Raw genomic sequence first — 25783 nt, forward strand, 5'->3', positions numbered from 1 at the left:
ATCTAGCCATGATGTCATACTGAGCTTGCCGAAGTATCTTTTTCCGTATTTTTATAAAAAATAGAAATCATGTCTAAATATCTATCAATCCTATTAGTAGTAATTTTCTTTTCCTGTAAAAATGACGTCAAAACGGATGACGCCAGAGCACCTATTAGTGAATCTGAAACTGTTGAAGGTGATGCCAAAGATGACTTAAGTGCTATTTCAACAAAAGACTTTAGAGAGTTTAAGGTATTAGACTCTAAAGTTATTACTAAAGCTGAGATTTGGGCTGAGATTAATCCGCAAATGGAAGACTTTACTGAAAGTGATTACAATTCACTTAAAGTTTGGATTATGGAAGAAGATATGGTATCGCTTCAAGACCATATAGCAAATGGTAAATTCACTTATGAGCAATTAACTAAGTTCTACTTATATCGAATTAGAAAGTTTGATAGAGAGAATGATTTATCATTGAATTCGGTAATATCAATTAATCCAAATGTTATAAAAGAAGCTAAAGAGGCAGATGAAACCGACTTGGAGGTTGCACCACATGATATTTTTGGAATGCCAATTCTTCTTAAGGATAATATCAATGCTTCGCGTATGGCTACAACAGCTGGTGCAGTTGCATTGAGAGATAATATTACAGATGACGCTTTTATTGTAAAGCAACTAAAGTCTAAAGGCGCTTTAATTCTTGGTAAAGCTAACTTGAGCGAATGGGCATATTTTTTCTGTGGTGATTGTCCAAGTGGCTACTCGGCAGTTGGTGGGCAAACTCTAAACCCTTATGGCAGACGTATTATTGATACCGGCGGTTCTAGCTCAGGTAGTGGTGTTTCGGTTGCTGCAAACTTCTGTGCTGCTGCGATAGGTAGTGAAACATCAGGCTCAATATTATCACCAGCAAGTAGTAACTCAGTCGTTGGACTCAAACCAACCATAGGCTTAGTAAGTAGAACCGGAGTTGTGCCTATTTCATCTACTTTAGATACCACTGGCCCGATGACCAAAACCGTAATGGATAATGCTATTTTAATGGATGCTATTTTTGGAGAAGATAAAGCCGATTCAAAATCCTTAATTATACTTTGGGAATCAGGGTTTTATTACGAAGACTTAAAATCAGCAACTCTGACAGGCAAGCGTTTTGGTGCCCCTAAACGCCTTTTAGAAGATTCACTTTATACAAGAGCTTTAGATGTTTTAAAAGCTCAAGGCGCCACCATTGTTGAAATCGATGAACAACAACTTGGGTTACCAAACTTTTTAAGTCTATTAAATTTAGATATGAAAAAAGATCTACCAGCCTATATGGATAATTATGCTAGCAAGGATATTGCTCAAAGAACTATTCAGGATTTCATGACATTCAACCTTAAAGATTCATTAGTTTCTATGCCTTATGGACAACGGTTATTTAAAGGAATTGTTGATGATAAAGGAGATGCTGAGTTTTTAGAACGTATAAAAGATACTTTAAAAACTAATGGTAGAAAGTTCTTTGATACGCCAATGCAATCAGAAAAATTAGATGGTTTTCTGTCTATAAACAACTATCATGCAGGTTTTGCAGCCGTAGCAGAATATCCTGCATTAACAGTGCCAATGGGTTATAAAGATAATGGAACACCAATGGGATTGACCTTTATCGCTGGAAGACTTGGAGAAAAACAATTATTAGAATGGGCCTATGTGTATGAGCAAGCTTCAAAAGCCAGAGTAGCACCTAAGAATTATAATTAAATGTATTTGGATACATGATTTCAAATACATTTAAATGGATTTTAAAACTAGCATTTAATGCGATCCTAGTAGTATCACTTCCCACTTTTTTAATTTATCTGATTGGGTACAGCACTGATGCTAAAAGAGAAACTATTGCTATGGAATTAGCAATAGGATTTGTTTTAGTGATACTAACAGCTTTTTTCAATCTTTTTTTTATAGTTCCTACAATTTTTGTTGAAGAAAAATGGGCAAAGATCCTATTTACCTTTTTACCTGTTTTTATAGCTTTATTAATAACCTTATTATTTAATGTGGCTTGGACTTTTTTAGCATTATTTTTGGCTTTGATAATAGCTAATACAATATGGTTTTACAGATTACATAGAAAATCTAATTAATCACCGCATTAATTCTTTGCCAAAGCTCATTGTCATAACCAGATGGACCAAGTTGACCTTCGCCACCATTATCTCCCATTCTTAAAATAACCAAATTTTCGCTTGGTATAATGTATAGTTTTTGGTCATTGGCACCTAAACCAGCAATTAAGTCATTAGGAGCATTAGGTACTAACATCCCGTCAAAATTTAATGTAGAGCCTGGTACTCGATAAGATTCCTTTCCGTTTAACCACCATAAATAACCATAAGATTCGTTCAGGTTTTGAGACGTGTTCACCATAGCATCAAAGTAGTTACTATCATCAAGTATTACTTCATCATCCCAAACGCCTTTGTTTAAACTCAAAAGCCCAAAACGTGCCATACTGCGAGCATTACTTCTATAAATATTATTAAATCCACTTTGCAACCAAAAACCAGTCATACCAATTTTATTTCTAATTTTTTCAGCAAAGTAATCTTCAAAATCATCGTTTACAGCTCCAGTAATAATATTATCTAGTAGCGTATAAGGAGCATTATGGTAATACCAAAATTCTCCTGGTTCATTCAAATAAAAAAGACAATCAGCATCGGTACAAAATTGATTAAATATATTAGTGTAATCCAGTCCTGTTGTCATTGTTAAATGATGAATTACTTTTATATTATTTTCTTGCTCAGGAGTAAGACTAGACCAATTATCACCTAAATAATTTGCTGATGCATCATTTAGGTTCAAAAAACCTTCATTCTGTGCAATACCTAAAGTCATTGCTGTTAAGGTTTTTCCTGCCGAAGCCCAATACCATATGCTGTTTTGAGAAAAATTGTTCATATACCATTCAGTGACAATTCTTCCGTCTTTAAGTATCATAAAAGCTTTTGTGCCTGAATTTTCTAAAAATGAGAATAGCGATTGTTCTTCCGAAACGTTCCAACCTAGGCTTTGAGCTGTAACTGTTTCCCATTCGGTAGAGTTTATTGGTGGAAAATAAAGCCCTTCATCCACTATAGGATCTACTGGATTTGCTTCGTCTGTTGAGCAAGACAAACTTGCAATTATGGTAAGAAGTATTAGAATTACTCTCAATTTTTTCATATTTCGATTTTCAAATAAGACATGTAAATATATTAAAGGTTTAATTTACATTGTATCTTTGCATGCTGATTTGGAAGACTATGCGCACAAAAACTCTCAAAAAAAATAGAATTAATGTTGTAACGCTCGGCTGTAGTAAAAATGTTTACGATAGTGAAGTGTTGATGGGTCAGCTTAAAGCAAGCGGAAAAGACGTTGTACATGAGCAAGAGGGAAATGTAGTTGTTATCAATACTTGTGGGTTTATTAATAATGCTAAAGAAGAAAGTGTCAATACCATATTGCATTATATGCAAAAGAAAGAAGATGGTGATGTAGATAAAGTCTTTGTTACTGGGTGTTTAAGTGAACGTTATAAGCCAGATTTGGAAAAAGAAATTCCTAATGTAGACCAGTATTTTGGGACAACGGAATTGCCAGGTTTACTGAAAGCATTAGGTGCAGATTATAAGCACGAGTTAATAGGTGAACGATTAACCACTACACCAAAAAATTACGCCTACTTAAAAATTGCTGAAGGTTGTGATAGACCTTGTAGCTTTTGTGCCATTCCTTTAATGCGAGGAAAACATAAAAGTACGCCTATTGAAGAGCTTGTTGTTGAAGCTGAAAAATTAGCAGCAAATGGCGTAAAAGAGCTGATTTTAATTGCACAAGATTTAACCTATTATGGACTAGATTTATACAAAAAGCGTAATCTTGCTGAATTACTACAACATTTAGTAAAAGTTGAAGGTATAGATTGGATTAGACTGCATTATGCATTTCCTACTGGTTTCCCTATGGATGTCTTAGATGTAATGAAGCGCGAGCCTAAGATATGTAATTACTTGGATATCCCATTGCAGCATATTTCAGATGCAATTTTAAAGAGTATGCGTCGTGGTACAACGAAAGCTAAAACTACCAAACTGATTGAAGATTTTAGAGCTAAAGTTCCTGAAATGGCTATTAGAACAACTCTTATTGTTGGTTATCCAGGAGAGACTGAGAAGGATTTCCAAACTTTAAAACAATGGGTTAAAGATATGCGTTTTGAACGCTTAGGTTGTTTCACCTATTCTCATGAAGAAAACACACATGCTTATAAGCTTGAAGATGATGTTCCAGAAGATGTGAAAATACAGCGTGCTAATGAGATTATGGAAATCCAATCTCAAATTTCTTGGGAATTGAATCAGCAAAAAATAGGGCAGGAGTTTAAAGTAGTCATTGACCGAAAAGAAGGCAATTATTTTGTTGGACGTACTGAATTTGACTCACCAGATGTAGATAACGAAGTCCTAATTGATGCTACAAAAACTTATTTAAAAACAGGCGAGTTTGCAACTGTAAAAATTATTGAAGCTGAAGATTTTGACCTTTATGGTGAGGTAATATAACTCATAAAAATGCCAGTGAATCCACTGGCATTTCTTTATTATTTTAGTTCTTACTGACTTCAACTTCTAGTGGATTCTCCAAAGCCCAAGTATCAATTCTGATACCAGTTACTTGCCAACTTACCTCAATGTTTGGCTCATTCGTTTTAATCATGAACGTATTGGTTTCAGGATCGATCTGTTCCCAGATTACAGCTTGCGCAAATGACTTGTCTAAAACTGTCAATTGATATTTGAAATAGCCATTGAGTGCACTCATATAGTCTGGCAACTGAACTTCATAATAACCTTCTGCATTAGTAGTTACATTACCACTATAGATATTCATCCGTTCGTTGCTCTCAATAGAGTTGTGATACAAGAATTGCTTTTCTGGATAAATAGGATGATCGATTTTGAATGCTTTTGCAGGAGCTGAAATTGCAGTGGTCACTGTAAGGTCATCAATAACCGCAGTACCAACCATAAGAAAGGTTGGAACTCCTAATGAACCAATTTCACCAGTTAAGGCCACTACATCTCCACCAATTGTAAGATCACTATCAATTTCTACATTACCTTCAAAAACACCAGCTAATTCAGTAGGATCAGCTGGGATTACTCTAAGTGCACTGGTACCTATGCCTGTCGCTGAAGACGTAATCAATACTGCCGAGTCCGCAAAAGTTCCTCCATTGGCAAGGTCAAAATGAGCAGCTCTACCAGAATCTGCGACTGTTGATGCATCTTCTTGTTCTACAAACAATGCAGTCCCAGCATTGATAGCACCATTGTCTGGAGATGAAATATGAACACCATTCCCTGTACCTTCATTGAGGACATCAAGAGCAGCGCTAGTATTTGCGGTATTATCTACCCTGAAAAACCCGGCATTTCCGAAACCAGAATGTAAGGACAGTATCCCAGGCTCTGTGTTACTATCTCCACCAACGGCCACATTGCCCATAGAGATATTTAGCCCTGGTCCTTTACCATTGGTTACAATATTAACGGTAGGACTCATGTTTAGTTTTCCAGCGACTTCATCCATTACCGAAAAGGTAGCTGCACTACCTGTACCCATGGTTATCGCTTCGAGTGTAGTGGAGGCATTACCATTGTTGTCTTCTGTCATCAAGGATGCGACAGTACCTGTACCTAATGTATTAGCAAATAAGGTGTTATCGGCATTAGTGGGACTAGCATTAACTAAAAATGCGCCTTTACCAGGTCCAGCATTATCCAAAAAGAAGCCTACTCCTGTACCACCTTGACTTATCGTTAAAGCATTACTCGCATTTGCAGGATTACCATTAAAAATATCTACAGCTCTTCCTGTTCCTGCATTCTCAACAAAAATGCCTTTACCGGTTCCAGAGTGAAATACTTCAAGACCTTCTCCTGTGCCATCATGAAATCCATATAGAGCTGATGCACTACCACCATTACTACCCCAAATGCTATAGGCGTCACCTTCAGCATAACCAAATATTGATGTTTGACTGGCTAATGTAGACCCTTCAACATATATACCCGTGAAGTCTGGGTCTGCGTAGACTTCCAAACCAAAATTATCTGTGGCTAAAATTTCCACAGACCCAGCATCAGCATTAATGGATCTACCTGCACCTGGTGCCAAACCTTCATCATAGGCTTGATCTAAGGTGTTTCCTATTTCCACTGTTTTAGAATGTAATGCATAGGGCACACTTAATAGTTGGCTGGTGCCGGTAATGGTATAACTTGTTCCTCCTGAAGGATCTGTTTCGACTTTGATGAAGTGTAAATCATCTTCCCAATCTATGGTAGTAAAATCCCCAGATACCAACACACCTGTACCTATCTCAATACTTATAAGACCATTGGCATTAGTTGTTGGTGTGTGCGTCTCTACATAGACAGCTGTACCAGTAGCAGAAGTTTCTAAAATGCTTATCTGCATACCTACATTAGTATCAGTAAGTAATAGTCCGCCACTGTCTCTAATAATAGCTTGATAACTCACTTTTTGTGGAGCTTGGGCCAGTAAAATGGATGTATTAAGTAATACAAAAAATAGTGTAATAATACGTTTCATAATAAGATGTGTTTAGTGTTTAATAACTTTGAATGTTTTGAGTAAGCGCGACCCTTGCATCACCGATACATAGTAAGTAGCTGCTATGTAGCTATCTAGATTTATAGTAGTCATAGTGGTTGTAATGTCATTAGATAATAGCACTCTTCCGTTCTGATCTATCAGGCGATACAACAGACCTTCTGCGTTGTGGTTTTTTAGCTCAAGTTGGATGAAATTACTAGTTGGATTCGGAAAGATGTTGGCTTTCAAAATAATGGCATTAGGAGAGCCTGAACTCAACGTAATTAATTCAAAAGGTTGCTGTAAGCCTTCATTTATGGTACCACTACCACTTATTTCTATGTAGCTTACTTGTCCAACAGAATAACTTATAGATCCATTACTACCTGTAGCATTTCCTCCAGTTGATAATGTGTTATTTTGAGCATTTAATGCAAATGCACCTATACACGACATTATGTAAAGTGTAAATTTGATTTTCATGGAGTTAGATTTTGTATTCATTCTTTTGTCAATTGAAATGAGCATTTCGTAACCTCCAATTCTAAATTTTTTTAATAATTTTATTACATACCTCACTTTTAAATTGACTAACAATAAAAAATAAGCGATCAGATAGTGAACTATTGGCCTTGATTAGAGGCATAGCTTCTGATCGGGAGAAAGGATTAAAATGGATCTATTTGACCCATAAAGAAAAAGTCTGTTCTTATGTGTTATCTAATAACGGCAATGTAGATGAAGCCAAAGATATTTATCAGGAGGCCTTAATAGCATTCTATGAAAATGTGAAATCCGGGCGATTTAAAGGAGATAGCACGATAGGAACCTATTTGTATGCGATAGCAAGATTTAAATGGTTAAACCAATTGAAACGAAAAGGTATGGTTTTAGAACACCAAAAACATATAGAACCTGTTGATAGTTATGCTGAAAGTCCATTAGTTGATATTATTAATAAAGAAAAGAAGGATAAGGTCCTTTCTATATTGGGTCAGTTAGGTGAAAGCTGTAAACAATTGCTAGTCGAAAGTATATATCATAATACACCAATGAAAGACTTAGTGGCTGATGGTGTATATAGCAGTGAGCAGATAGCCCGAAACAAGAAATATAAATGTATGAAGAAACTTAAGGCTTTATTGACAGAATCTCCTGAACTAGTTGAAATTTTAAGATCAAATGCGTAAAGAAGAAGAAATAGAACGTTTTTTGAATGGCGAAATGAGCGCTGAAGAAACTAAAGCTTTTGAAACTAAAATAGCTTCAGATGTTCTGTTAGCTAAAGAGATTGAAGCAGAAAAAACAGCAAGAGCTTTTGTGAATCTTGCAGGACGTATGACTCTTAAAGAGCAGTTGGAAATATTTGAGTCTGAAATGAAACCAGGTTCAAGAAGGGTATTACCTTTATGGATTAAACGGGGACTCAGAATTGCAGCAATATTAATTGTGAGTTTTGGGATTTATCAATTTACGGTAGGGCAGAAGGTTAATACTTCAGAAGTTTATGAGACATATTTTCTGGATTATGATGCTCCGAGCAATCTTAGAGGATCTTATGAGGATGTCTTATTTAATAACGCCTTTGACCATTACAGACGAGAGAATTTTGATGAAGCTATAAATGCATTTAATGCATTAAATGCTGTCACCTCTAATACAATAGTACATTTCTATACCGCGATGAGTTATCTATCACAAGATTCCCCAGACTATAAAAAAGCTATGTCTCAACTGGATATGGTATTGGAGACTCATAACAATTATAGTCAGCAGGCTAGATGGTATAAAGCTCTTATTTTACTTCAACAGAATCAAAAAGACGACGCTTTAGAACTTATGGATTACATTTTGGCTAATCAGCATTACAAGTACCAACAGGCAAAAGAGATTTTAAGATTAAAATTTAAAGACTAGGTTTTTTTCGCAGGAAATTAAATATATAGAAACCAACTACGCCTAGTATAAGAATACTTAAACCAATATATAATAAGTAGGATGTATTACCTGCTTGATAGGATTTATAACTTCCTGTGAGTTTATAACTGCTCCAGTAGAACGGATCTGTATATTCTGGCGAGGTAGTTTCCAGAAATTCTAGTTTAGCTTCTTGTAATGCCAAATCCTTAGGAAGACCATTCTTAAGTTTTTTCAAGAATAATTGTGTTAACTGTGAGGATGTAGCGTCATCAACAGACCATAAGGTAGATAGCAATGATGTGCTTCCGGCATACTGAAAGGCACGTTCTAAGCTTAAGATACCTTCTCCACGTACCAATTTACCGGTAGCTGTGTTACAGGCGCTCAATATTACCAATTGTGAAGGAATATTCATGTTATAGATTTCATAGGTATGAAGCATGCCGTCATTAGTATCAGAGCCATTCAAGTATAATTTGGATAACAAGGGATGCTCATCTTCAACCTCTCCATGCATTGCCAAATGCAGTATCCCTGCATTCGATGCATCATTTTTAAGCGTAGTTTCAGTAACACTTTGTCCAGTCCATGATTGGCCAGAAAATAAATTTGCACCATAGCTTACTTCTTCGGCATTAAAAGACAAGCTTGATAATGTATTACGTGTATTTCCATAATCCGAATTGCGATAATCTGGAGCAAACCCCTTGTAGTCTCCATATGCTACAGCTGAATTGTGAGATAATAAGCTAATAGAGGCCGATGGGCTGTAAGAGATGGCATAATTTTTTATGAGATAATCCAAAGTTTTATAATTTTTCTCTTTAGGATTAATTGCTTTTGTGATCAAAATTTCAAATGGTAAATATGCTAAGATTCCATCTGGAATAATTATCAAACGGGTTTTGTTTTCAATATTAGATAGTTCAGGAGCAATTAATTGCTTGTAGAGCGAATGTGCATTTCGCGTATAGTTAAGATAATCAACTGTCGTTTGGTTCGAATACCGTTGTTTAGAATTACTAATATGTTGAAACAGAGAACTAGCTGATTTTGAAAGCGCTTCTGATGAACCTAGGGTTCTTAAGGATATAGTATTTCTAGTGACCGCAAAGACGTAAGTCTGTTCTAAACCACTAAAATAGCTTAATAATATTGTGTCATCGTTAAGTAATTGGTTTTGTAGTTGTTTAATGCCAACGACTTTAAGGCTATGCTTCAAGTTATAATATTCAGGATGCTCATTTTTAATTCTATTCCGTAAAATATCATAGGCGTTCTGTGACTCTTCTAATTTATTCTTCCATAAGGTCATCATTTTTTCCCGTACTTGAGAACAACGTTTTTCTTCTCGTTCAATCTTTCCGGTTAACTCGTTAATATTTGCTTTTAGGTCTCTTTCATTCTCTAGAATAATGTTTGGGACATTACCAAAACCAGTAATGCTTTGACCTTGCATAGCAGTTAGTAACAATAAGGCTTTACTGCGTTCCGAAAAATCAAAAGCGCTTTCAATATAATCGTTATTTGAAGTCGTACTATATAGAATAGAGGCGACGTCAATAGCGTTTTCTATAAGAGCTATAGTGCGTTCTGACCAATATAGACGTGAAGATTCTGATATCTGAGCGTCTTTCATCTGTTCTAGTACATTAATGGCAGCTTCATAGGTGTAAAACGAGGCTTCTAGATCTTTTAAATCAGAACTTTGCTTATAAAGTTGCTTCAATAATTGCCCTTTTGCAGATAAGGATTCTAATAAGTATTGATTAGACTGTATAGACATATCCATAGTAGGATTGTCGTACCAGCTGGTGTTTTCCATGTCTTTAACCAAAATATCTATGGCAGCCTGATAGTTGGTTAAAGCACCTTGAATATCACCTGAAGATTCTTTGGCTCTGGCTACAAAATTTTTGCACGCTCCAGTGAGTGTATGTTCAGGGCCAAAAGTTTTTTCTCTCCATTTAAATGCATCTTCATAATACCCTAAAGCAGCGTTATATTTGCCTTTAGTTAGTAAACTGTCACCTTGTATAATGGATTTTTGACTTTCGTCATTATTTACAAGCTTCTCATTAGTGGTTGATTTATCAAAATATATAAGCGCATTTTCATGATCTCCCAATTCCCAATACATATCTCCAATGGCTTCGTTAAGATAACGTAGATAGCGAGCATCTGGCTTATAGATCTTGGTCCAAATGGGTTGTGTTACTAAGTAATGATTTAATGCTTGTTGATATTCTAACTTTTCATAGTAAATATTACCGAGATTATAATTAGTGGCGGCAACATCAAAGTGGTTACTGTCATAGAATTTGTTGTACAATTCGAGTTCGCGCTTATAATATCCTACAGATTTATCAAAGTCGCCTAAAATTCGATTCATATTTCCCAAACCTCTTAAGGTCTGACTTTTATAGAATGTTGGATGGTCATTAAGAACTGCAAGTGCCTTTTGCAAGTAATTAATAGCCTCATGTGTATTTGAGCCTTTATCAGTAGCTCTATATTGGCACATGTAATAGCGACCTAAGTCTAGAGAATCAGAATTTTGGTTATTCAACACCTCAGTTTCTATCTCGGCTATAATGCTTTTATAATTGGAAAGATCTCGAGTTGCCGCATAGCTTTCTGCTAAACATAGCTTAATATCCAGTGACATTGGTATTTGATATTTATCTATGAGAGCTTTTGCTTTTTGAATAGCTCTTTGTGCACGTTGATTTTTTAGACGATTACGCTGAAGTTTATAAAGCTTTACATAAACAGCTATTTGTTGTTCGTTACTTAAATTAGGACATTCTGAAAGTTTGTCGGTTAGAGCTATAGCGGGTTTAAAAACTCCTTTTGCATTAAGACTATCTATGGTGCTAAAAGTTGCATTAAGATCACAAGACTGCCCCATAATACCATTTGGCAACAGTAGAATCGCAAGAATTAAAATGCGTTTCATAGCAAGAAATTATTGAAATAGCTTACTTAAAGTTAGTCATAATTTTTGATATCTAAGTTTGGCGATGTCGCAATATTAAAACAGAAGCTATAAAAACCTATTCAAAAATAGGCGAGTTTACCATTGTAAAAATTATTAGAGCTGAAGATTAGTAGCTCTATGGCGAAGTTGTTTAATCTGAAACTTTCTCTTACTCTTAATTATTGTGCGTACTAATTTATAGATTAGAATTATTGCCATTACTTTAAGGTGCTTTTGTAATTGAAACTTCAGACTTAATTGATTTTTTTTCTTCAATTGAACCAGAGATAAGAAAAACTGAAATTATGAGTAATACAGCTATAACAATACGCTCTTTTAACCGTTTTCTTAGTTTTTTGATTTGGCGATTAACTCTTGAAGTATAGGAAATCATAATCACATGTTTGATGGATTAACTACTTTCTGTAGCGGCTTGCATCTGGAAGTCTTTAAATGCACAACCAGTGCAAGACACCACAAAAAATAAGGGTCATTATTTTAATGACATAGCAAACATATTTTAAAATAATAGTGAATTAAAAAAAAGTGTACGGACAATAAGTGGACATACTCTAAAAACTATTCATTTACATGGATATTACCAGCTCTTGAAGGGATTCTTCAGTAGTAAGATTTAATTTTTTACGTAAGCGATATCGGGCTTTTTTTACACCTTCTGTAGATATATTAAGAATATTAGCAATTTCTTTGCTGGATAAATTCATCTTCAATAACGACATTAGTCTTAGATCGTTAGTACTGACATCAGGATATGTATTCATTATTTTTGAATTAAAGCCTTTGTGGACGTCTTCAAAATAAGATTTAAACTGTTCCCAATTAGTATCGTTATTAATGTCTAGATTAATATGGTTAATTATATTTTGAAAACCTCTGGAGTTTGTGCCTTCAGATTTTATGGTCTTTAATTGCTGTTTTAAATCTAGTAATACCTCATTTTTATGTGCTAGATGTAAGGCGTGTGTTGTAAGTTGTTTTTCCTTAAACTCCAAATCTATATCTAGCTTTTCACGTTCGGTTTTATTGCGTTTTATTTTTTGTTTCAAACCATATATTACTGCAATTGCAAGAGCGAGAATACCTAATGCTGAGATTATGAAAAAAAGACGCTGATTTTCGGCCTTTTGCTTACGCTCTTCTAAGAGTTCAATTTCCTTTCCTCTGAGTAATAAATCTTTATCTTTTTTCTCGGTTTGATACTTAACCTCCAACTCATTCATGCGCTCAATATTTTCGGCATTAAGTAGTGCTTCACTCAGGGTTTTGTATTCAAGTAAGTTGGCGTATGCTTCCCTGTAATTATTAATAGATGCTTTTGCTTTTGCTAAGGATTCATGATTTTTAGAGATTTCGTCTTTTAGGTTTAGATTTTTAGAAATTTCTAGTGATTTGGTAAAATAAGGTATGGCCTTTTTAGGTTGATTCTTTTCTAAGTAAATTTTACCAATTTGTCTTAAGTCTAAACCTATATAAGCTTCTTCTGAGTATTCCTTGTTTATCGCTAGGCCTTTTTGAAAGTAATCTAATGCCACGTCAAGGCTGTCGCACTCAACATAGCTCGTACCCAGATAACTGTAGATTCTTGCTAAATCTTGCTTTGCATTATATTTTTTAAAAAAATTAACTGCGTCTTTATAAAGTGGAATAGCTTCATATTTTTCTGGTGTTTCTGAGAGTTCTTCAGCAATCATAATATTGAGTATTATGGTATCCGCTTCAGAATTCAATTCTTTAAATAATGCTTTAGATTTTTTGTAATATGCTATTGCTTCGTCGGACCTGCCAACATCATCTTGAAGATTTCCAATATTCCAGTAACTTATTGCAATACTCTCCTTATCGGCATTGATGTCTTCTTTAATTTTTAAAGATGACATATGCGCATCAAGGGCTTTTTCATATTGGCCTAGTTCTCTAAAGGCATTTCCTTTATTAACAAGAACTACTGTTTTGTAATAATCGTTATCTAGTTCATCAAAGTCTATTAGTAATTTATCAAGAACAGTAATTGATTCATCAAACTGTGATTTATTGAATAGATAAAGTGCATAATTTATTTTTGTTCGAGCTATAAATTCTTTATTATTTATGTCCTCCGCAAGCTTCATTTCAGCATCTAAATATGTTTTCGAAATCTCAGGATCTACATTAATATACTCTATAAATAATTGCGTGTAGGTGTTAATCTTAATTGTATCTTTTTGTTGTTCTAAAGCATTTAGTAAACTATCTACTCTTTTTTTATTTTGCCCATGTGAGTTTGAGGTACTTATAATTATTATCAATAAGACATACCTTATTACATTTGAAAGGTTGAGTTGATCTAATTTTGATTTTATTGTTCTCATATGTGCGTTATTTAAGTAATCTTATAACCGATTATTTTACATGGCTAATACTAACTCTTGTAGAGACTCTTCTGTAGATAGGTTTAGTTTTTTTCGTAATCGATAACGTGCTTTTTTTACACCTTCGACAGATATATTAAGAATATTGGCTATTTCTTTACTCGATAAATTCATTTTTAATAATGACATCAATCTTAGATCATTATTACTCACGTCAGGATATGTAGTCATGATCTTGGTATTAAAATCTTTGTGCACATCTTCAAAGTAAGATTTAAACTGTTCCCAATTGTTGTCATTACTAATATCCAGATTGATATTATTGATAATGTTTTGGAAGCTTCTACTATTATTATTGTCAGCTTTTAGTCCTTTTAATTGCTGCTTTAAATCTAAAAGCACTTCATTCTTATGCGCCAAGTGGAGTGCATGCGTGGTGAGTTGCTTTTCTTTAAATTCTAAGTCGATATCAAGTTTTTCGCGCTCTGTTTTGTTGCGTTTCATTTTTTGCCTAAGACCATAGATTACTGCAATTGCAAATGCTAGTATTCCCAAAGCTGTTATTATAAAAAATAGGCGTTCATTTTCGGCTTTTTGTTTTCGCTCTTCAAGTAGAGTGATTTCCTTTTCCTTTATAATTAACTCTTTTTCTTTTTGCTCGGTTTCAAAACTAATTTTGAGCTCATCAATTTGTTTTTCGTTATTTACGTTTTGTATACTATCTTGAAGTTGTATATAAATATTGTTCTCCGCTAATGCTTGTTTGTATTGCCCTTTTCCTTCATGAAATTTAGATTTAAAAAAGTGAAATTCCTTTTTAATATTCATTTGGTTTATCGAATCTGATAGCTTCATTCCTCGGTTGATTATAGAATTAAGCGCCTCATAATTTTTGGTTTTCAACTCTATTCTACCAAGAGCAATTAAGTTATCTAGTATACTTGTAGAAAGAGATATGCTAGTATTATAATCTAATGCATCCTTAATTAGGAGTCTTGCATTATTATAGTTGCCTTTTTCATAATTTATGACACCTAGGTTATTATTAATATTAGCTCTAGTGTCATTTAAATTAAATTCTTCAGATATCTTTAAGGCCTTGTTGTACGTAGTCTCAGCATCGTCATAATTTTTAGAATCCAAGTAATTATTGCCAATATCCGTGAGTGTATACGCTTGCCATATATTGTCATTTGTATCTTGGTATACTTTTAATGCTCTATTGAGGTATTTTAAAGATTCATCAAAATTTTCGCGGCTAAGTTCTATTTGGCCCACTTGTCTTAGCAAATCTGCTTTGCGCCATGGTTCTTGTTTAACAGTATCTAAAATTTTTAGAGCTTCTATAGATTTTTCTATCGCAAGTTTTTTGTTACCCATATCATTATATATACCACCCAAATTGCCAACACCAATGCCATAACGCAATTGATCTTTTACATTTTTGTGTATTTCATAGGCTTCAATGATATACTTAATGGCTGAATCAAAATTGCCTCTACGTCTTTCAATGTCCGATATGGCGCTTACGACAGATGCATAATGCGGCATATCGTCATATTTTTTAAAGAATGTGGAAGCCTCTTCATAATAGTTCAATGCAGAATCAAGTTGAGTTTGAAGTTGCTTGCTAACACCTAAGTGGTATATGGCAACACCATAACCTTCTTTATTATCTATTTTCTGAGTTAAAGCTTTTCCAAGTCTTGCATATTTTTCTCCTTCACTTGGATCATTATATACATTTGCATAAAAAAGTTCCTCTAAGATTTTAACTTTTGGGATGCCATCGTCTAAGTTGTTATAGACATTAATTAGACTATCTTGTTTTTTTGACTGCTGAGAAAAACTATAAGATGATATTAAAATAAAAGTCAAAAATAGTACTGAAAAGAAATTGTCCACTTTATAAGTAGTAATTATAAATTGTCTAGAAGAGCGGACATGATTATAATGATTTGCCGTTTTCATTTGTTGAGGTTATTATATGATTCAATATAATATTTATTTATTGTATTATTATAAAGTGTTGATTAACAATTACTTAATTTTTTAAAATTGCGCTTTGTCCACCTATTACTAAAGGTCAATATTTTTTTAAATCTCGACTCTTTTTTTGAGTGGACAAAAGGTGGACATTACTTTTTTTCCTTTTTTCAATAGAATTTCGCACCTACTTTAGCTGTCAACAAAAAAGGGTCAAGAGTGAAAAATTATGTCTTTTCTATATTATTTTTAATGTGGTGTTGCTCATGTTTTAGTCAGCAACTCTATGTTGAATTAGGTACTACAATCTCATCATTTGACTACGAGAACTCACAAGGTAGACCATTAGATAATTTACTTTCTACTTCAAAAGCTTACTACGGAATGGGTTATAGACAAAGTATAAACCCAAGTAATACATTGTATTTATCTCTTGGTGCATCTTATAATAGTTATGGTGCAGTCGGAAGCGAAAGAAGTGTAGAAAACTATTTTGCTTGGGATGTAAGTTACCTAGGACTAAAAGCAGGATTAGGAATAAAACTATTTGAACTCAGAGATTTAATCTTTTTTGCCAATGTGTCTGTAGCTTCAGAATTTTTAATTCGTGGCAATCAAACCATCAATAATGATGTCTTTAATCTTGTTGGTGAAGAAGAGTTTAATAATACCATTTTATTTTTTAGAGGTGGAGTAGAGATGCAATATCCTGTGTCTAATAGTACAGCAATTTTTGTTGGATATAACTACGGAAAATCTGCACTTTTAAATAGTGGAGACACATCCGAAAAACTCAATCTTAATGCACATCATTTTGGTATTGGATTTATTATAAATCTACCAACATGTAATTGTGATTTTTAGTGATTATTAGAATAAAGTAGACAAAAGGTGGACAATCCTTAATAACCGTTAAAGTGCTGATTTTAAGATGTAAGTTTATAATGAGAAATTGATTTTTTTTAAGAGAATTATGAAACCAATATTACAAATAATACTAATCGTTTGTTCTGTACATTTTTTAAGTGCACAAAGTAATTCAGAATATCGAATAATGAAGTCCAATATAGGTAGTGCAGGGTCTTCACAAAAGGTAGTGACTACAAGCGGAACATATAGTGTGAGTCAAAGTATTGGTCAATCAAGTGTAATTGGTACCTATTCTAGACGAGGTTATTATTTGCTTCAAGGTTATCAGCAACCACTAGAATTTAGGACAAGTAACATTGATTATGATACAAACTTACAAGCAGTTGTATATCCAAATCCAGTAGATAATAAGGTGACTGTGCAATTTAATGAATCCATAGAAGATCAATTCGTAATCAGAATTTTTGATATCAATGGAAGACTTATTTACGATAGAGAATTTTCTCCTATTCAGAGTTTAGAGGTCTATCTAGATGATATTTCTGACGGGACATATCTCATGAGAGTGATTTCAGAACGGAAGAAATTTCAAACAAAACTTTTAAAGATTTAAATAAAATAAACCTAACCCAATCATGAAAAAGATATTACTATTAGCATTTTTATTTTGCTTACACACTCAGCTTTTTGCTCAGACAGACGGTATTACATATCAAGCTGTAATTATAGGTCCTGAAGACTTAGAGCTTCCAGGAGTAGACTCGGCTGGTAATTATTTGCCAAATGCTACAATTGCCATTCGGTTTACAATTTTGAATGAAGTGAATCAAATAGAATTTCAAGAAATTCAAGTGGCTGAGACCGATGATTTTGGTAGAATAAATCTATTAATTGGAGATGCAAATAATGACGAATTTAAAGAAATTAGTTGGGATGGAACACCCAAAGATTTAAAGGTTGAAATTGATTTTGAAGCTGGTAGTGATTTTGAAGAACTCAGTAGAGAACGCCTAACCTTTTTGCCATTTGCTTTTCATAGAAATATTACAGCGACAGGCACGTTAACAGTAGATGATAGAACATTTTTGAATGGCGAATTACAAGTAGAAGGACAAACAAACCTTAATGATGCGCTTAACGTTAATGAGCAGGTACCTACATATCTTTCAGGTACATTAACTGTAGATGGTGCTACGTCTTTAAATGGAAGTCTTGACGTTAATAATGGGAGTGATACCAACCTCACAGGAATTTTAAACGTCGACGGAAATACAACTCTTAATTCAGATCTAGATGTTCTAAATGGTAACACTACATTAAACACATTAAGTGTATTAGGACAAGCCAATTTTGGTGTTTTAAATACTACCGATTTAACAGTGACAAATACCACAAACTTGAATGGATTGTCGTTATCTGTGGATACAAGTGAACTTATAAGGTTACGTAGAAATTTTATTCAAGCAGGTCTAAGTAATGAATCAGATCCTCAAGCAATAAGTGACCACGCCGTCGTAATAGAAGGTGGACGTCAAGGTCTAGCTATTAAGGTCAATGGAGAACGTAGTAATAATACAAATTTTATTACTTTTTTTGATGATGAATCAACAGTGCCATGGGGCAGAATAGAGGGCGAGTTGCCATCTGAATTTGCTAATAATGCGGATTATGTATTTGATCAGTCTTCACTAGATTTTGATATCTATGATTCTGAGGTAGATGCTGGTTTTGCATTAGCTTATGAGGTAATCGCTGCTGCACAGCTTATTAAAGCTTCTTCAGATTTTAGAGCGTGTGTAGGTTTAGGAGGCTGTTTGGCATCGCCTGGGCCAGCTGATATTGCCTTTGCTGGAGTAGAACTTATATCTGCAGCAGCTCAGGTTATTTTCGCTGCACTTGTACTAGATAGATCTTACGATAATAAGGCAATCTATGATAATAATAAGCTGACATTCCAAGGTGTAACATATGCTTCAGGAGCAGGAGATTATGCCGAATATTTACAACGAGAAGACCTGAACGAAAAGATGACATTTGGAGATATTGTGGGCTTAAAAGGTGGAAAAATATCAAAAAATATTAATGGTGCTGAGCGTGTTATGGTAGTTTCTTATAAGCCTATTGTTTTAGGTAATATGCCTCAAGTTGGGCATGAAGATGAGTATGAAAAAGTAGCATTTATGGGACAAGTACCTGTAAAAGTTTATGGTAAGGTTAATATTGGAGATTATATAATTCCTAGCGGTGTTAATGATGGAACTGGAATCGCAATCTCACCAAAAGACATAACCTTAAAACAAATTAAAAATATTGTAGGTGTAGCTTGGAGTACGAGTAATGAAGCTTACAAGAAAAGCATGATTAATGTAGCTGTTGGACTTAATAAAAATGATAATAATCCTCTAATTGAAAAACTTGAAGACAAGATTAAGGTACAATCTCAAGAAATTGCTGAGCTAAAATCACAAATATTAGAGATATACGATGTGATCAATGCATTTAAAAATGGAGATAGTCCAAAAGGTAATTTTGGAAACGACTCTGACGGTGAATTAGTGATAAATAATTACCATAATAGAAATTATGAAGTTGCACATGCTGAACATGGAGATATCGTCTATTGGGAAGTAACACGAGAAGATATAGAAAAAGCCTTCGAAATGGCTTGGGAGCAAATGCGATTAAACGGTGTTGATGTTGAGAATAATTATTTCTGGAAAAGAATTAAAAATGAACCAGCATATAAAGACGCTTTAATCCAAAAACTTCAATCGAAACTTGACAAGCAATTGCATTATCATAAGTCTGTGTTTAAGCAAGATTAATAAAAGATTCAAAACGGATAACTTAAAATAGTCTCATGAAATCTTACACTTTGCTCTTGCTCTTTTTTCTGAGTGCTAGCCAGCTTTTGCGCTCTCAGACAACAGTAATTCCTGATGTTAATTTCGAAGATTACCTCGAAACACATACACCAGATGGAGTTGTAGTAAATGTTGGTGACCCAGAAAGTATGGGCGATGGTATTGCTAATAATAGCCTTGTTCTAACCGACAGAATATCTGGTGTTACGTCACTAAATCTAATAGATTTAAATATTGCTGATTTATCTGGTATTGCTGATTTTAATAGTCTAGAGATATTAGTCTGTGCAGATAACAGACTTTCGAGTATAGATATTTCTTCAAATGTCAACTTGACATTACTAAATGTTTCTAATAATAGAATCGTTGGAAATTTAGCGGTTAATACTAACACCAATTTAGAAAGTCTATTCTGTTCTTCAAATCAAATATCAAGTTTAGACCTTTCTCAAAATATAGTGTTGAAAAATCTAGATGCTTCAAATAATATGTTGATTGATTTAGACTTAAGCACAATAAACACAGTAATTTGCCCAAACCCACAAACTAACCCTGAAACTGCGTGTCAAGGAACAGCATCAATTAATGTAGCTCGAAATCAGTTAACCTCATTGATTGTCGCTAATGGTTATAACGATTTAATATCAACATTTGATGCTACTGAAAATCCAGACTTATTTTGTATACAAATCGATGGCGGATTCACGCCAAATGGATGGAATAAAGACGATTGGGCATATTATAGCGACACAACATGCGTGGACATATTTACTTACGTTCCTGATGATAATTTTGAACAAGCACTAATAGATTTAGGCTTAGATGACGTTCTAGATAATTTAGTTTTAAGAGATAATATAAATCCAGTCACAAACCTAGATGTTTCCAATCAAGGTATTACTAGTTTGTTAGGAATAGAAGACTTTAGCGCATTAGTCGTTTTCAATTGCAGTAATAACTCAAGTACTAGTATAGACCTTTCTGCTAATAGTTTATTAGAAGAGCTTTATGTTTCTAATAATAATTTGAGTGCACTCGATATTTCATCGAATACCGCTATCACAGTTCTTAATTGTAGTAGTAATATGATTGGGTCTATCGATTTAAGTAACAATCTAAGTCTTCAAACTCTTGATTGCTCAAACAATTCATTACAAAATATAATCGTCTCTAATAATACAGCGTTAGACAATTTGAACTGTGCATTTAATCAAATTGAAAGTTTAAATCTAGTTTCAAATACTAGCTTAACGAATATAGTTTGCAATGATAACAGTTTGTTTTCATTGAATTTAGTAAATGGTACGAACAACTTAATAACTGCTTTAAACGCAACCAATAACCCTGATTTATCGTGTATACAAGTAGATGATGTTGCTTTTTCAAATGCTGCTCCGGGTTGGCAAAAAGATATTACAGCTAATTACAACTTAGATTGTGGGACTTATATTCCTGATGATAATTTTGAACAAGCACTTATAGATTTGGGTATTGATTCTGATGGAACACTGAATAACTTCGTCCCAACTATTGATATTTCTGGAATACTTGTGCTAGACATTTCAAATTTAGCTATACAGGATTTAACTGGGATAGAAGATTTTGGTCTTCTAGATAATCTCAACTGTTCAAATAATTTGCTTTCGAGCTTAGATCTAAGTTTCAATAATGCATTAACTATTTTAGATTGCTCAAATAATCAGATCAATGACTTAAATCTAACAACAAATGCAGCCTTAACATCTTTGCTAGTTAATGACAATACACTACAAACCCTAAATATAGACAATGGTAATAATGCACTACTTACGACATTCAATGCCACGAACAATTCAACCTTATTTTGCATTAACGTAGATGCTACAATAGTTGCTAATATCCCTGTAAGTTGGCAGAAAGACGCAATTGCAACATACAATGGTGATTGTGCGAATAACCGATTTACCTTAATTCCTGATACGTTTTTCGAACAAGCCTTAATAGATTTGGGTTACGATACAGTAATTGACGGCCAAGTATTAACTGCTAATATAGAACTGGTTCAGAGTCTAAATATTAGTAGCAAGAGCATCTCGGATGTAACAGGAATCCAAGATTTTAAATTATTAGAAGAGTTAGATTGTAGTGGTAACTTTCTTGATGCCTTAGATGTTAGTAATATGCAGCAATTAGCACGACTTAATTGTAGTTCTAATTATTTACAAACTAATGATATTAATAATTCTCTTGGGCTTTTTAATACTACTGGTACATTAAATCTTACGGAATTATTTTGTGCGGACAATCAGCTCAATGATTTAGATGTTTCTACAAATAATAGTCTTCAAATTTTGGATTGTGCTAATAATAATTTAAGTCTATTAAATGTTTCTGGTAATACGCAGCTAATTGATTTAAACTGTTCTAATAATGCACTTACTACATTAGACGTTTCTTCAAATTCAGTTTTACAAACTATTAATTGTGATAGTAACTTGCTTAATAATTTAGTCACTATCGGTTCTAACAATACAACCTTAACTAATTTAAGTTGTGTTAATAATAATCTCACGCAACTTTTGGTGAATAATTATCAAGTACTCGAAACTCTGAATTGTGGTTCTAACGCGTTAGCACAAATTGATGTATCAAGTAATATTGCACTTTCATTTTTATCTGCTTCAAATAATGAATTATCTAATCTAAGCGTAATAAATAATACTAATCTAGAAGAGTTATATGTGTCTCAAAACAGTTTAGCTCAGCTTGATATTTCTGCGAATGCCGCTCTCGAGGTACTTAATTGTAATCTTAATGTTTTAACAGCATTACATACAAATTCTAACTCACAACTTAAATTGCTATCGTGCTCCAGTAATCAGCTTACAACTCTAGAGTTAATTAATACTACTGGCTTGATTGAATTAGATGCAAATTCAAATATGTTAACAAGCATCATGTTATCGAATAACCTCGGTGCCTTAAAAACTTTTAATGTAAGTAATAACCTCATTGAAGATGACATTGATTTGAGTACTATGGCTATTTCAGCTTGTGTTTTTCAACCCAATCAAACCGAAATATGTCCAGAGATTATTTCAATTAATGTATCTAATAACCTTTTAGACTTTGTTAATATTCAGAATGGAATAAATCAAGATATCATCTCATTTAACGCTAGCAATAACCCTAATTTAGACTGTATACAAGTTGATGATGCAGCTAATGTGAGTCCAAATTGGCTTAAAGATGCTACTACTGATTATAGTACCGATTGTAATTTTGGAGAGACGTTTGTTCCGGACGACAATTTTGAACAAGCATTGATTAATTTAGGATTAGATTCTGGTCCACTAAATGATTTTGTGCTAACGTCTAGTATTGAATTGCTTACAAGTTTAGATATTAGTGGAAATAATATTTCAGATTTAACCGGACTAGAAGATTTTGAAGCCCTTCAAGATTTTAACTGCTCTAATAATGCTATTAGTAGTATTGATTTAAGTTCAAATATTAATCTAGTTGCCTTAAACTGTTCCAACAATCAATTATCAGATTTAGATATTTCTAATAATACACTTTTAACAACAATAATATGCTCAAATAATACGCTAAGTTCCTTAGATGCAGCTTTTAATGCTAGCCTCACAGAGCTAGACATCTCTAATAATATGTTTGCATCTTTCATACCGAGTAACATATTAACATTACAAGTTTTTAACTGTGATAATAATGATATTGTAGAACTCGATTTTCAGCAGAATACAGCATTAATTGATTTAACTTGTCAATTTAATCAGTTGGAAACACTCAATTTACAGAATGGACAAAATACAATACTTGTAGACTTGAATGCAAGTAATAATCTAGATTTAATTTGTATTCAAACAGATACAGGAACTGTGCCGGCTGGAGCTAATTGGGTTATAGATGCTACATCACAGTTTGCAACAGAGTGTTTCTTTGGTCAAACTTTTATACCAGATGATAATTTTGAACAAGCGCTCATCGATTTGGGATTAGATACTGTTTTGGACGATTATGTTATAACTGATAATATAGATGATATAAGTTTTTTAAACCTAAACTCGCGTGAGATTTCGGACGTAACAGGTATTGAAGATTTTATTGGTTTAACATCACTAAATGTTGAAATTAATACAATCTCTACTATCGATTTGAGTACTAATCTAAACTTAACAATCCTTGACGTTTCAGACAATATACTGACAGACTTAGACATCTCTAATCTTATAAATCTCAATACGCTTGATACATCTAATAATGAATTAGCAAACTTAGACTTAAGTCAAAATTTAAGTATCACAGATTTAGATATTTCAAACAATATGATTACTAACCTTGACGTGAGTTTACTTTTGGATTTAAATCTTTTGGATTGCTCAAATAATCTAATCGAAGGTCTTGATTTTACTCAAAACGTGAATCTTAATTTCTTATATGTACAAGCCAATACTTTAATAAATGACCAATTAAATGTACAGAATGGGAATAACGAGACGATTCAAATCTTTAATGCAACTAATAATCCAGATTTAGGGTGCATTTTGGTAGATAACCCAGTTGCTGTTATCACAAATGCAGATGGTACATATGACAATTGGACTAAGGATGATTCGGCCAGTTATCAAACCATATGTCTTGATGCTGATAATGATGGTGTTCCAAACACTGATGATGCATGCCCAGGCACAGCTTTTGGAGCTACCGTAGATTTGTTTGGTTGTCCATTAGTGGATTTAGCTGAAGACAATTTTTTGATTACAATTACTGGTGAAACTTGCTTAAATAGTAATGACGGTAAAATTAGAATAGAAGCTCAAATAGGTTATAATTATACAGCGACTTTATCTAATGACGATTTTTATCAAGACTATAATTTTACTAATAATGTCGATATTTTTAACCTGCTTGCAGGTACTTATACTATGTGTATCACAATTGAAGAATTCCCAGATTATGAGTTGTGTTATACTATAGTTATTACCGAGCCTAATCCGCTAGAAGTATTTGCAAGCAGAATAGCAACCACGAATAGATTATCAGTTGATATGAATGGTTCTACACGTTATAATGTGGTGTTTAATAATGATTCATTTTTTACATACAACTCTAACTTAGAACTAGACTTACAACAAGGAATCAATACCCTAAAAATCACTGCAGATTCTGAATGTCAAGGCATATATGAGGAAACTTTTGTCCTGAATGATTTTTTAATTTATCCAATTCCATTTAGTCAACACATTAATATTTATAATGGCTTAGAAAATGAAGAATTAGAGGTTAAGATGTATTCATCCTTAGGTCGAGTGGTGTATGCTAAAACATTTTTCAATCAAAACTCAGGCTGTGTAATTGATACTAAGGCATTACCACCTGGGATGTACATAATTACTATAAATTCTAAGTCTATAAGTGTAACTGATAAAATTATTAAGCAATGAAAAAGTTAATATATCTCATAGGTTTACTACTTATTACAGCTTGCGTTGACACAACCGATGATGTTATACCTATGATCACACCCGATGGTGAATTGCAAGATGATGTAGAAGGTGTAATCTTAGTATTTCCTTTTGAAGACGAACTATGTAATGAAGGAACAGATCTTACACCGACAGAAAGCACTGTGTTTTTTGAATGGGAACCAAATAATAATGCTGAAACCTATACTGTAACTGTTGAAAATTTAACCACGGGAGATGTCACTCAAGTACAGACCGAAGACTTTATTACTCCGATTACTATTGCACGTGCAACACCATTTCGATGGTTCGTAGAGTTTACTTTTGAAGATGAGGTTCAAGCAAGCGAAGCTTGGAATTTTTATAATGCTGGTCCGGGAGTGCAAACCTATCCACCTTTTCCTGCGGAAATTGTCTCACCATTAATGGCGCAAACTATTACAACAACAACTACTGTAAACTTGCAATGGAATGGGAGTGATGTAGATAATGATATTGTTAGCTACGAGGTATATTTTGGAACAGAAAATCCTCCAGCTATAGAGTCAAGTGGACTAATTTCTAATTCCTTATTAGTATCAGTTAATGCGGATACTATCTATTATTGGTATGTAGTGACTTTGGATGCAGAAGGAAATACTTCAGAATCCGTAGTGCATCAATTCAGAATTTTATGACCTT

General features: G+C 33.6%; 17 protein-coding genes. 10 read left to right on the forward strand and 7 right to left on the reverse strand.

All coding sequences use genetic code 11. The features are described from left to right. Positions 1-69: 69 nt before the first annotated feature. Both ED556_RS05045 and ED556_RS05050 read left to right on the forward strand, forming a co-directional pair. A complete protein-coding gene (locus tag ED556_RS05045) occupies positions 70-1737 on the forward strand; it encodes an amidase family protein (RefSeq protein WP_296320159.1) in 1668 nt (555 codons plus the stop codon). A 14-nt stretch (positions 1738-1751) separates the two neighbouring features. After that, a complete protein-coding gene (locus ED556_RS05050; protein ID WP_296320163.1) occupies positions 1752-2120 on the forward strand; it encodes a hypothetical protein in 369 nt (122 codons plus the stop codon). Here the strand turns inward: ED556_RS05050 and ED556_RS05055 are convergent. Then, positions 2113-3204, reverse strand: a complete 1092-nt coding sequence (locus ED556_RS05055) for a serine hydrolase domain-containing protein (protein WP_296320166.1) — start codon at positions 3202-3204, stop codon at positions 2113-2115. The genes ED556_RS05050 and ED556_RS05055 overlap by 8 nt on opposite strands. Positions 3205-3284: 80 nt before the next feature. On the opposite strand from ED556_RS05055, the gene rimO reads away from it, so the two are divergent. Further along, complete coding sequence (rimO, locus tag ED556_RS05060; RefSeq protein WP_296320170.1) at positions 3285-4586, forward strand: 30S ribosomal protein S12 methylthiotransferase RimO; 1302 nt, start codon at positions 3285-3287, stop codon at positions 4584-4586. A 43-nt stretch (positions 4587-4629) separates the two neighbouring features. Here rimO and ED556_RS05065 read toward each other — a convergent pair whose 3' ends face one another. Together ED556_RS05065 and ED556_RS05070 are read right to left on the reverse strand one after the other, a co-directional pair. After that, complete coding sequence (locus tag ED556_RS05065; protein ID WP_296320173.1) at positions 4630-6642, reverse strand: hypothetical protein; 2013 nt, start codon at positions 6640-6642, stop codon at positions 4630-4632. A 12-nt stretch (positions 6643-6654) separates the two neighbouring features. Next, positions 6655-7128, reverse strand: a complete 474-nt coding sequence (locus ED556_RS05070; protein WP_296320177.1) for a T9SS type A sorting domain-containing protein — start codon at positions 7126-7128, stop codon at positions 6655-6657. Positions 7129-7277: 149 nt separating this feature from the next. Between ED556_RS05070 and ED556_RS05075 the strand changes: the two genes are divergently transcribed. Both ED556_RS05075 and ED556_RS05080 read left to right on the forward strand, forming a co-directional pair. Beyond that, positions 7278-7835, forward strand: coding sequence for a sigma-70 family RNA polymerase sigma factor (locus tag ED556_RS05075; protein ID WP_296320179.1), 558 nt, complete (start codon positions 7278-7280; stop codon positions 7833-7835). Continuing rightward, positions 7828-8562, forward strand: a complete 735-nt coding sequence (locus ED556_RS05080; protein ID WP_296320182.1) for a hypothetical protein — start codon at positions 7828-7830, stop codon at positions 8560-8562. Before ED556_RS05075 ends, ED556_RS05080 begins: the two co-directional genes overlap by 8 nt. Here the strand turns inward: ED556_RS05080 and ED556_RS05085 are convergent. The 4 genes from ED556_RS05085 to ED556_RS05100 all read right to left on the reverse strand — a co-directional run bounded on the left by ED556_RS05085 (position 8552) and on the right by ED556_RS05100 (position 15885). Next, positions 8552-11524 carry a CHAT domain-containing tetratricopeptide repeat protein gene (locus ED556_RS05085; protein WP_296320185.1) on the reverse strand — a complete coding sequence of 991 codons (2973 nt, stop codon included), beginning with the start codon at positions 11522-11524 and terminating at the stop codon, positions 8552-8554. The genes ED556_RS05080 and ED556_RS05085 overlap by 11 nt on opposite strands. 244 nt (positions 11525-11768) lie before the next feature. Then, positions 11769-11939 carry a hypothetical protein gene (locus ED556_RS05090; RefSeq protein WP_296320187.1) on the reverse strand — a complete coding sequence of 57 codons (171 nt, stop codon included), beginning with the start codon at positions 11937-11939 and terminating at the stop codon, positions 11769-11771. Positions 11940-12132: 193 nt separating this feature from the next. Beyond that, positions 12133-13914 (reverse strand): tetratricopeptide repeat protein, encoded by a 1782-nt coding sequence (locus tag ED556_RS05095; protein WP_296320189.1) that lies wholly within the window; start codon positions 13912-13914, stop codon positions 12133-12135. A gap of 36 nt (positions 13915-13950) precedes the next feature. Then, entirely contained in the window at positions 13951-15885 is a 1935-nt protein-coding gene (locus tag ED556_RS05100) for a tetratricopeptide repeat protein (RefSeq protein WP_296320192.1), read from the reverse strand. 234 nt (positions 15886-16119) lie between these two features. Between ED556_RS05100 and ED556_RS05105 the strand changes: the two genes are divergently transcribed. From ED556_RS05105 to ED556_RS05125, 5 genes are all read left to right on the forward strand, one after another. Continuing rightward, positions 16120-16764: an outer membrane beta-barrel protein gene (locus ED556_RS05105; protein WP_296320194.1), complete on the forward strand. Its 645-nt coding sequence runs from the start codon at positions 16120-16122 to the stop codon at positions 16762-16764. 109 nt (positions 16765-16873) lie between these two features. After that, positions 16874-17383: a T9SS type A sorting domain-containing protein gene (locus tag ED556_RS05110; protein WP_296320198.1), complete on the forward strand. Its 510-nt coding sequence runs from the start codon at positions 16874-16876 to the stop codon at positions 17381-17383. A gap of 22 nt (positions 17384-17405) precedes the next feature. Continuing rightward, entirely contained in the window at positions 17406-19595 is a 2190-nt protein-coding gene (locus tag ED556_RS05115) for a peptidase G2 autoproteolytic cleavage domain-containing protein (RefSeq protein ID WP_296320200.1), read from the forward strand. Positions 19596-19630: 35 nt separating this feature from the next. Then, on the forward strand, positions 19631-25081 hold the full coding sequence (locus ED556_RS05120) for a T9SS type A sorting domain-containing protein (RefSeq protein WP_296320204.1): 5451 nt from the start codon (positions 19631-19633) through the stop codon (positions 25079-25081). Then, a complete protein-coding gene (locus tag ED556_RS05125; protein WP_296320208.1) occupies positions 25078-25779 on the forward strand; it encodes a hypothetical protein in 702 nt (233 codons plus the stop codon). Before ED556_RS05120 ends, ED556_RS05125 begins: the two co-directional genes overlap by 4 nt. Positions 25780-25783: the final 4 nt, after the last annotated feature.

Source organism: Winogradskyella sp. (genome assembly GCF_003712105.1).
GTDB lineage: Bacteria > Bacteroidota > Bacteroidia > Flavobacteriales > Flavobacteriaceae > Winogradskyella.

Coding starts and splice junctions, on each gene's coding strand:
- ED556_RS05045 (WP_296320159.1), top strand. CDS start 70: ATGTCTAAATATCTATCAATCCTATTAGTAGTAATTTTCTTTTCCTGT.
- ED556_RS05050 (WP_296320163.1), top strand. CDS start 1,752: ATGATTTCAAATACATTTAAATGGATTTTAAAACTAGCATTTAATGCG.
- ED556_RS05055 (WP_296320166.1), bottom strand. CDS start 3,204: ATGAAAAAATTGAGAGTAATTCTAATACTTCTTACCATAATTGCAAGT.
- rimO (WP_296320170.1), top strand. CDS start 3,285: ATGCGCACAAAAACTCTCAAAAAAAATAGAATTAATGTTGTAACGCTC.
- ED556_RS05065 (WP_296320173.1), bottom strand. CDS start 6,642: ATGAAACGTATTATTACACTATTTTTTGTATTACTTAATACATCCATT.
- ED556_RS05070 (WP_296320177.1), bottom strand. CDS start 7,128: ATGAAAATCAAATTTACACTTTACATAATGTCGTGTATAGGTGCATTT.
- ED556_RS05080 (WP_296320182.1), top strand. CDS start 7,828: ATGCGTAAAGAAGAAGAAATAGAACGTTTTTTGAATGGCGAAATGAGC.
- ED556_RS05085 (WP_296320185.1), bottom strand. CDS start 11,524: ATGAAACGCATTTTAATTCTTGCGATTCTACTGTTGCCAAATGGTATT.
- ED556_RS05090 (WP_296320187.1), bottom strand. CDS start 11,939: ATGATTTCCTATACTTCAAGAGTTAATCGCCAAATCAAAAAACTAAGA.
- ED556_RS05095 (WP_296320189.1), bottom strand. CDS start 13,914: ATGAGAACAATAAAATCAAAATTAGATCAACTCAACCTTTCAAATGTA.
- ED556_RS05100 (WP_296320192.1), bottom strand. CDS start 15,885: ATGAAAACGGCAAATCATTATAATCATGTCCGCTCTTCTAGACAATTT.
- ED556_RS05110 (WP_296320198.1), top strand. CDS start 16,874: ATGAAACCAATATTACAAATAATACTAATCGTTTGTTCTGTACATTTT.
- ED556_RS05115 (WP_296320200.1), top strand. CDS start 17,406: ATGAAAAAGATATTACTATTAGCATTTTTATTTTGCTTACACACTCAG.
- ED556_RS05120 (WP_296320204.1), top strand. CDS start 19,631: ATGAAATCTTACACTTTGCTCTTGCTCTTTTTTCTGAGTGCTAGCCAG.
- ED556_RS05125 (WP_296320208.1), top strand. CDS start 25,078: ATGAAAAAGTTAATATATCTCATAGGTTTACTACTTATTACAGCTTGC.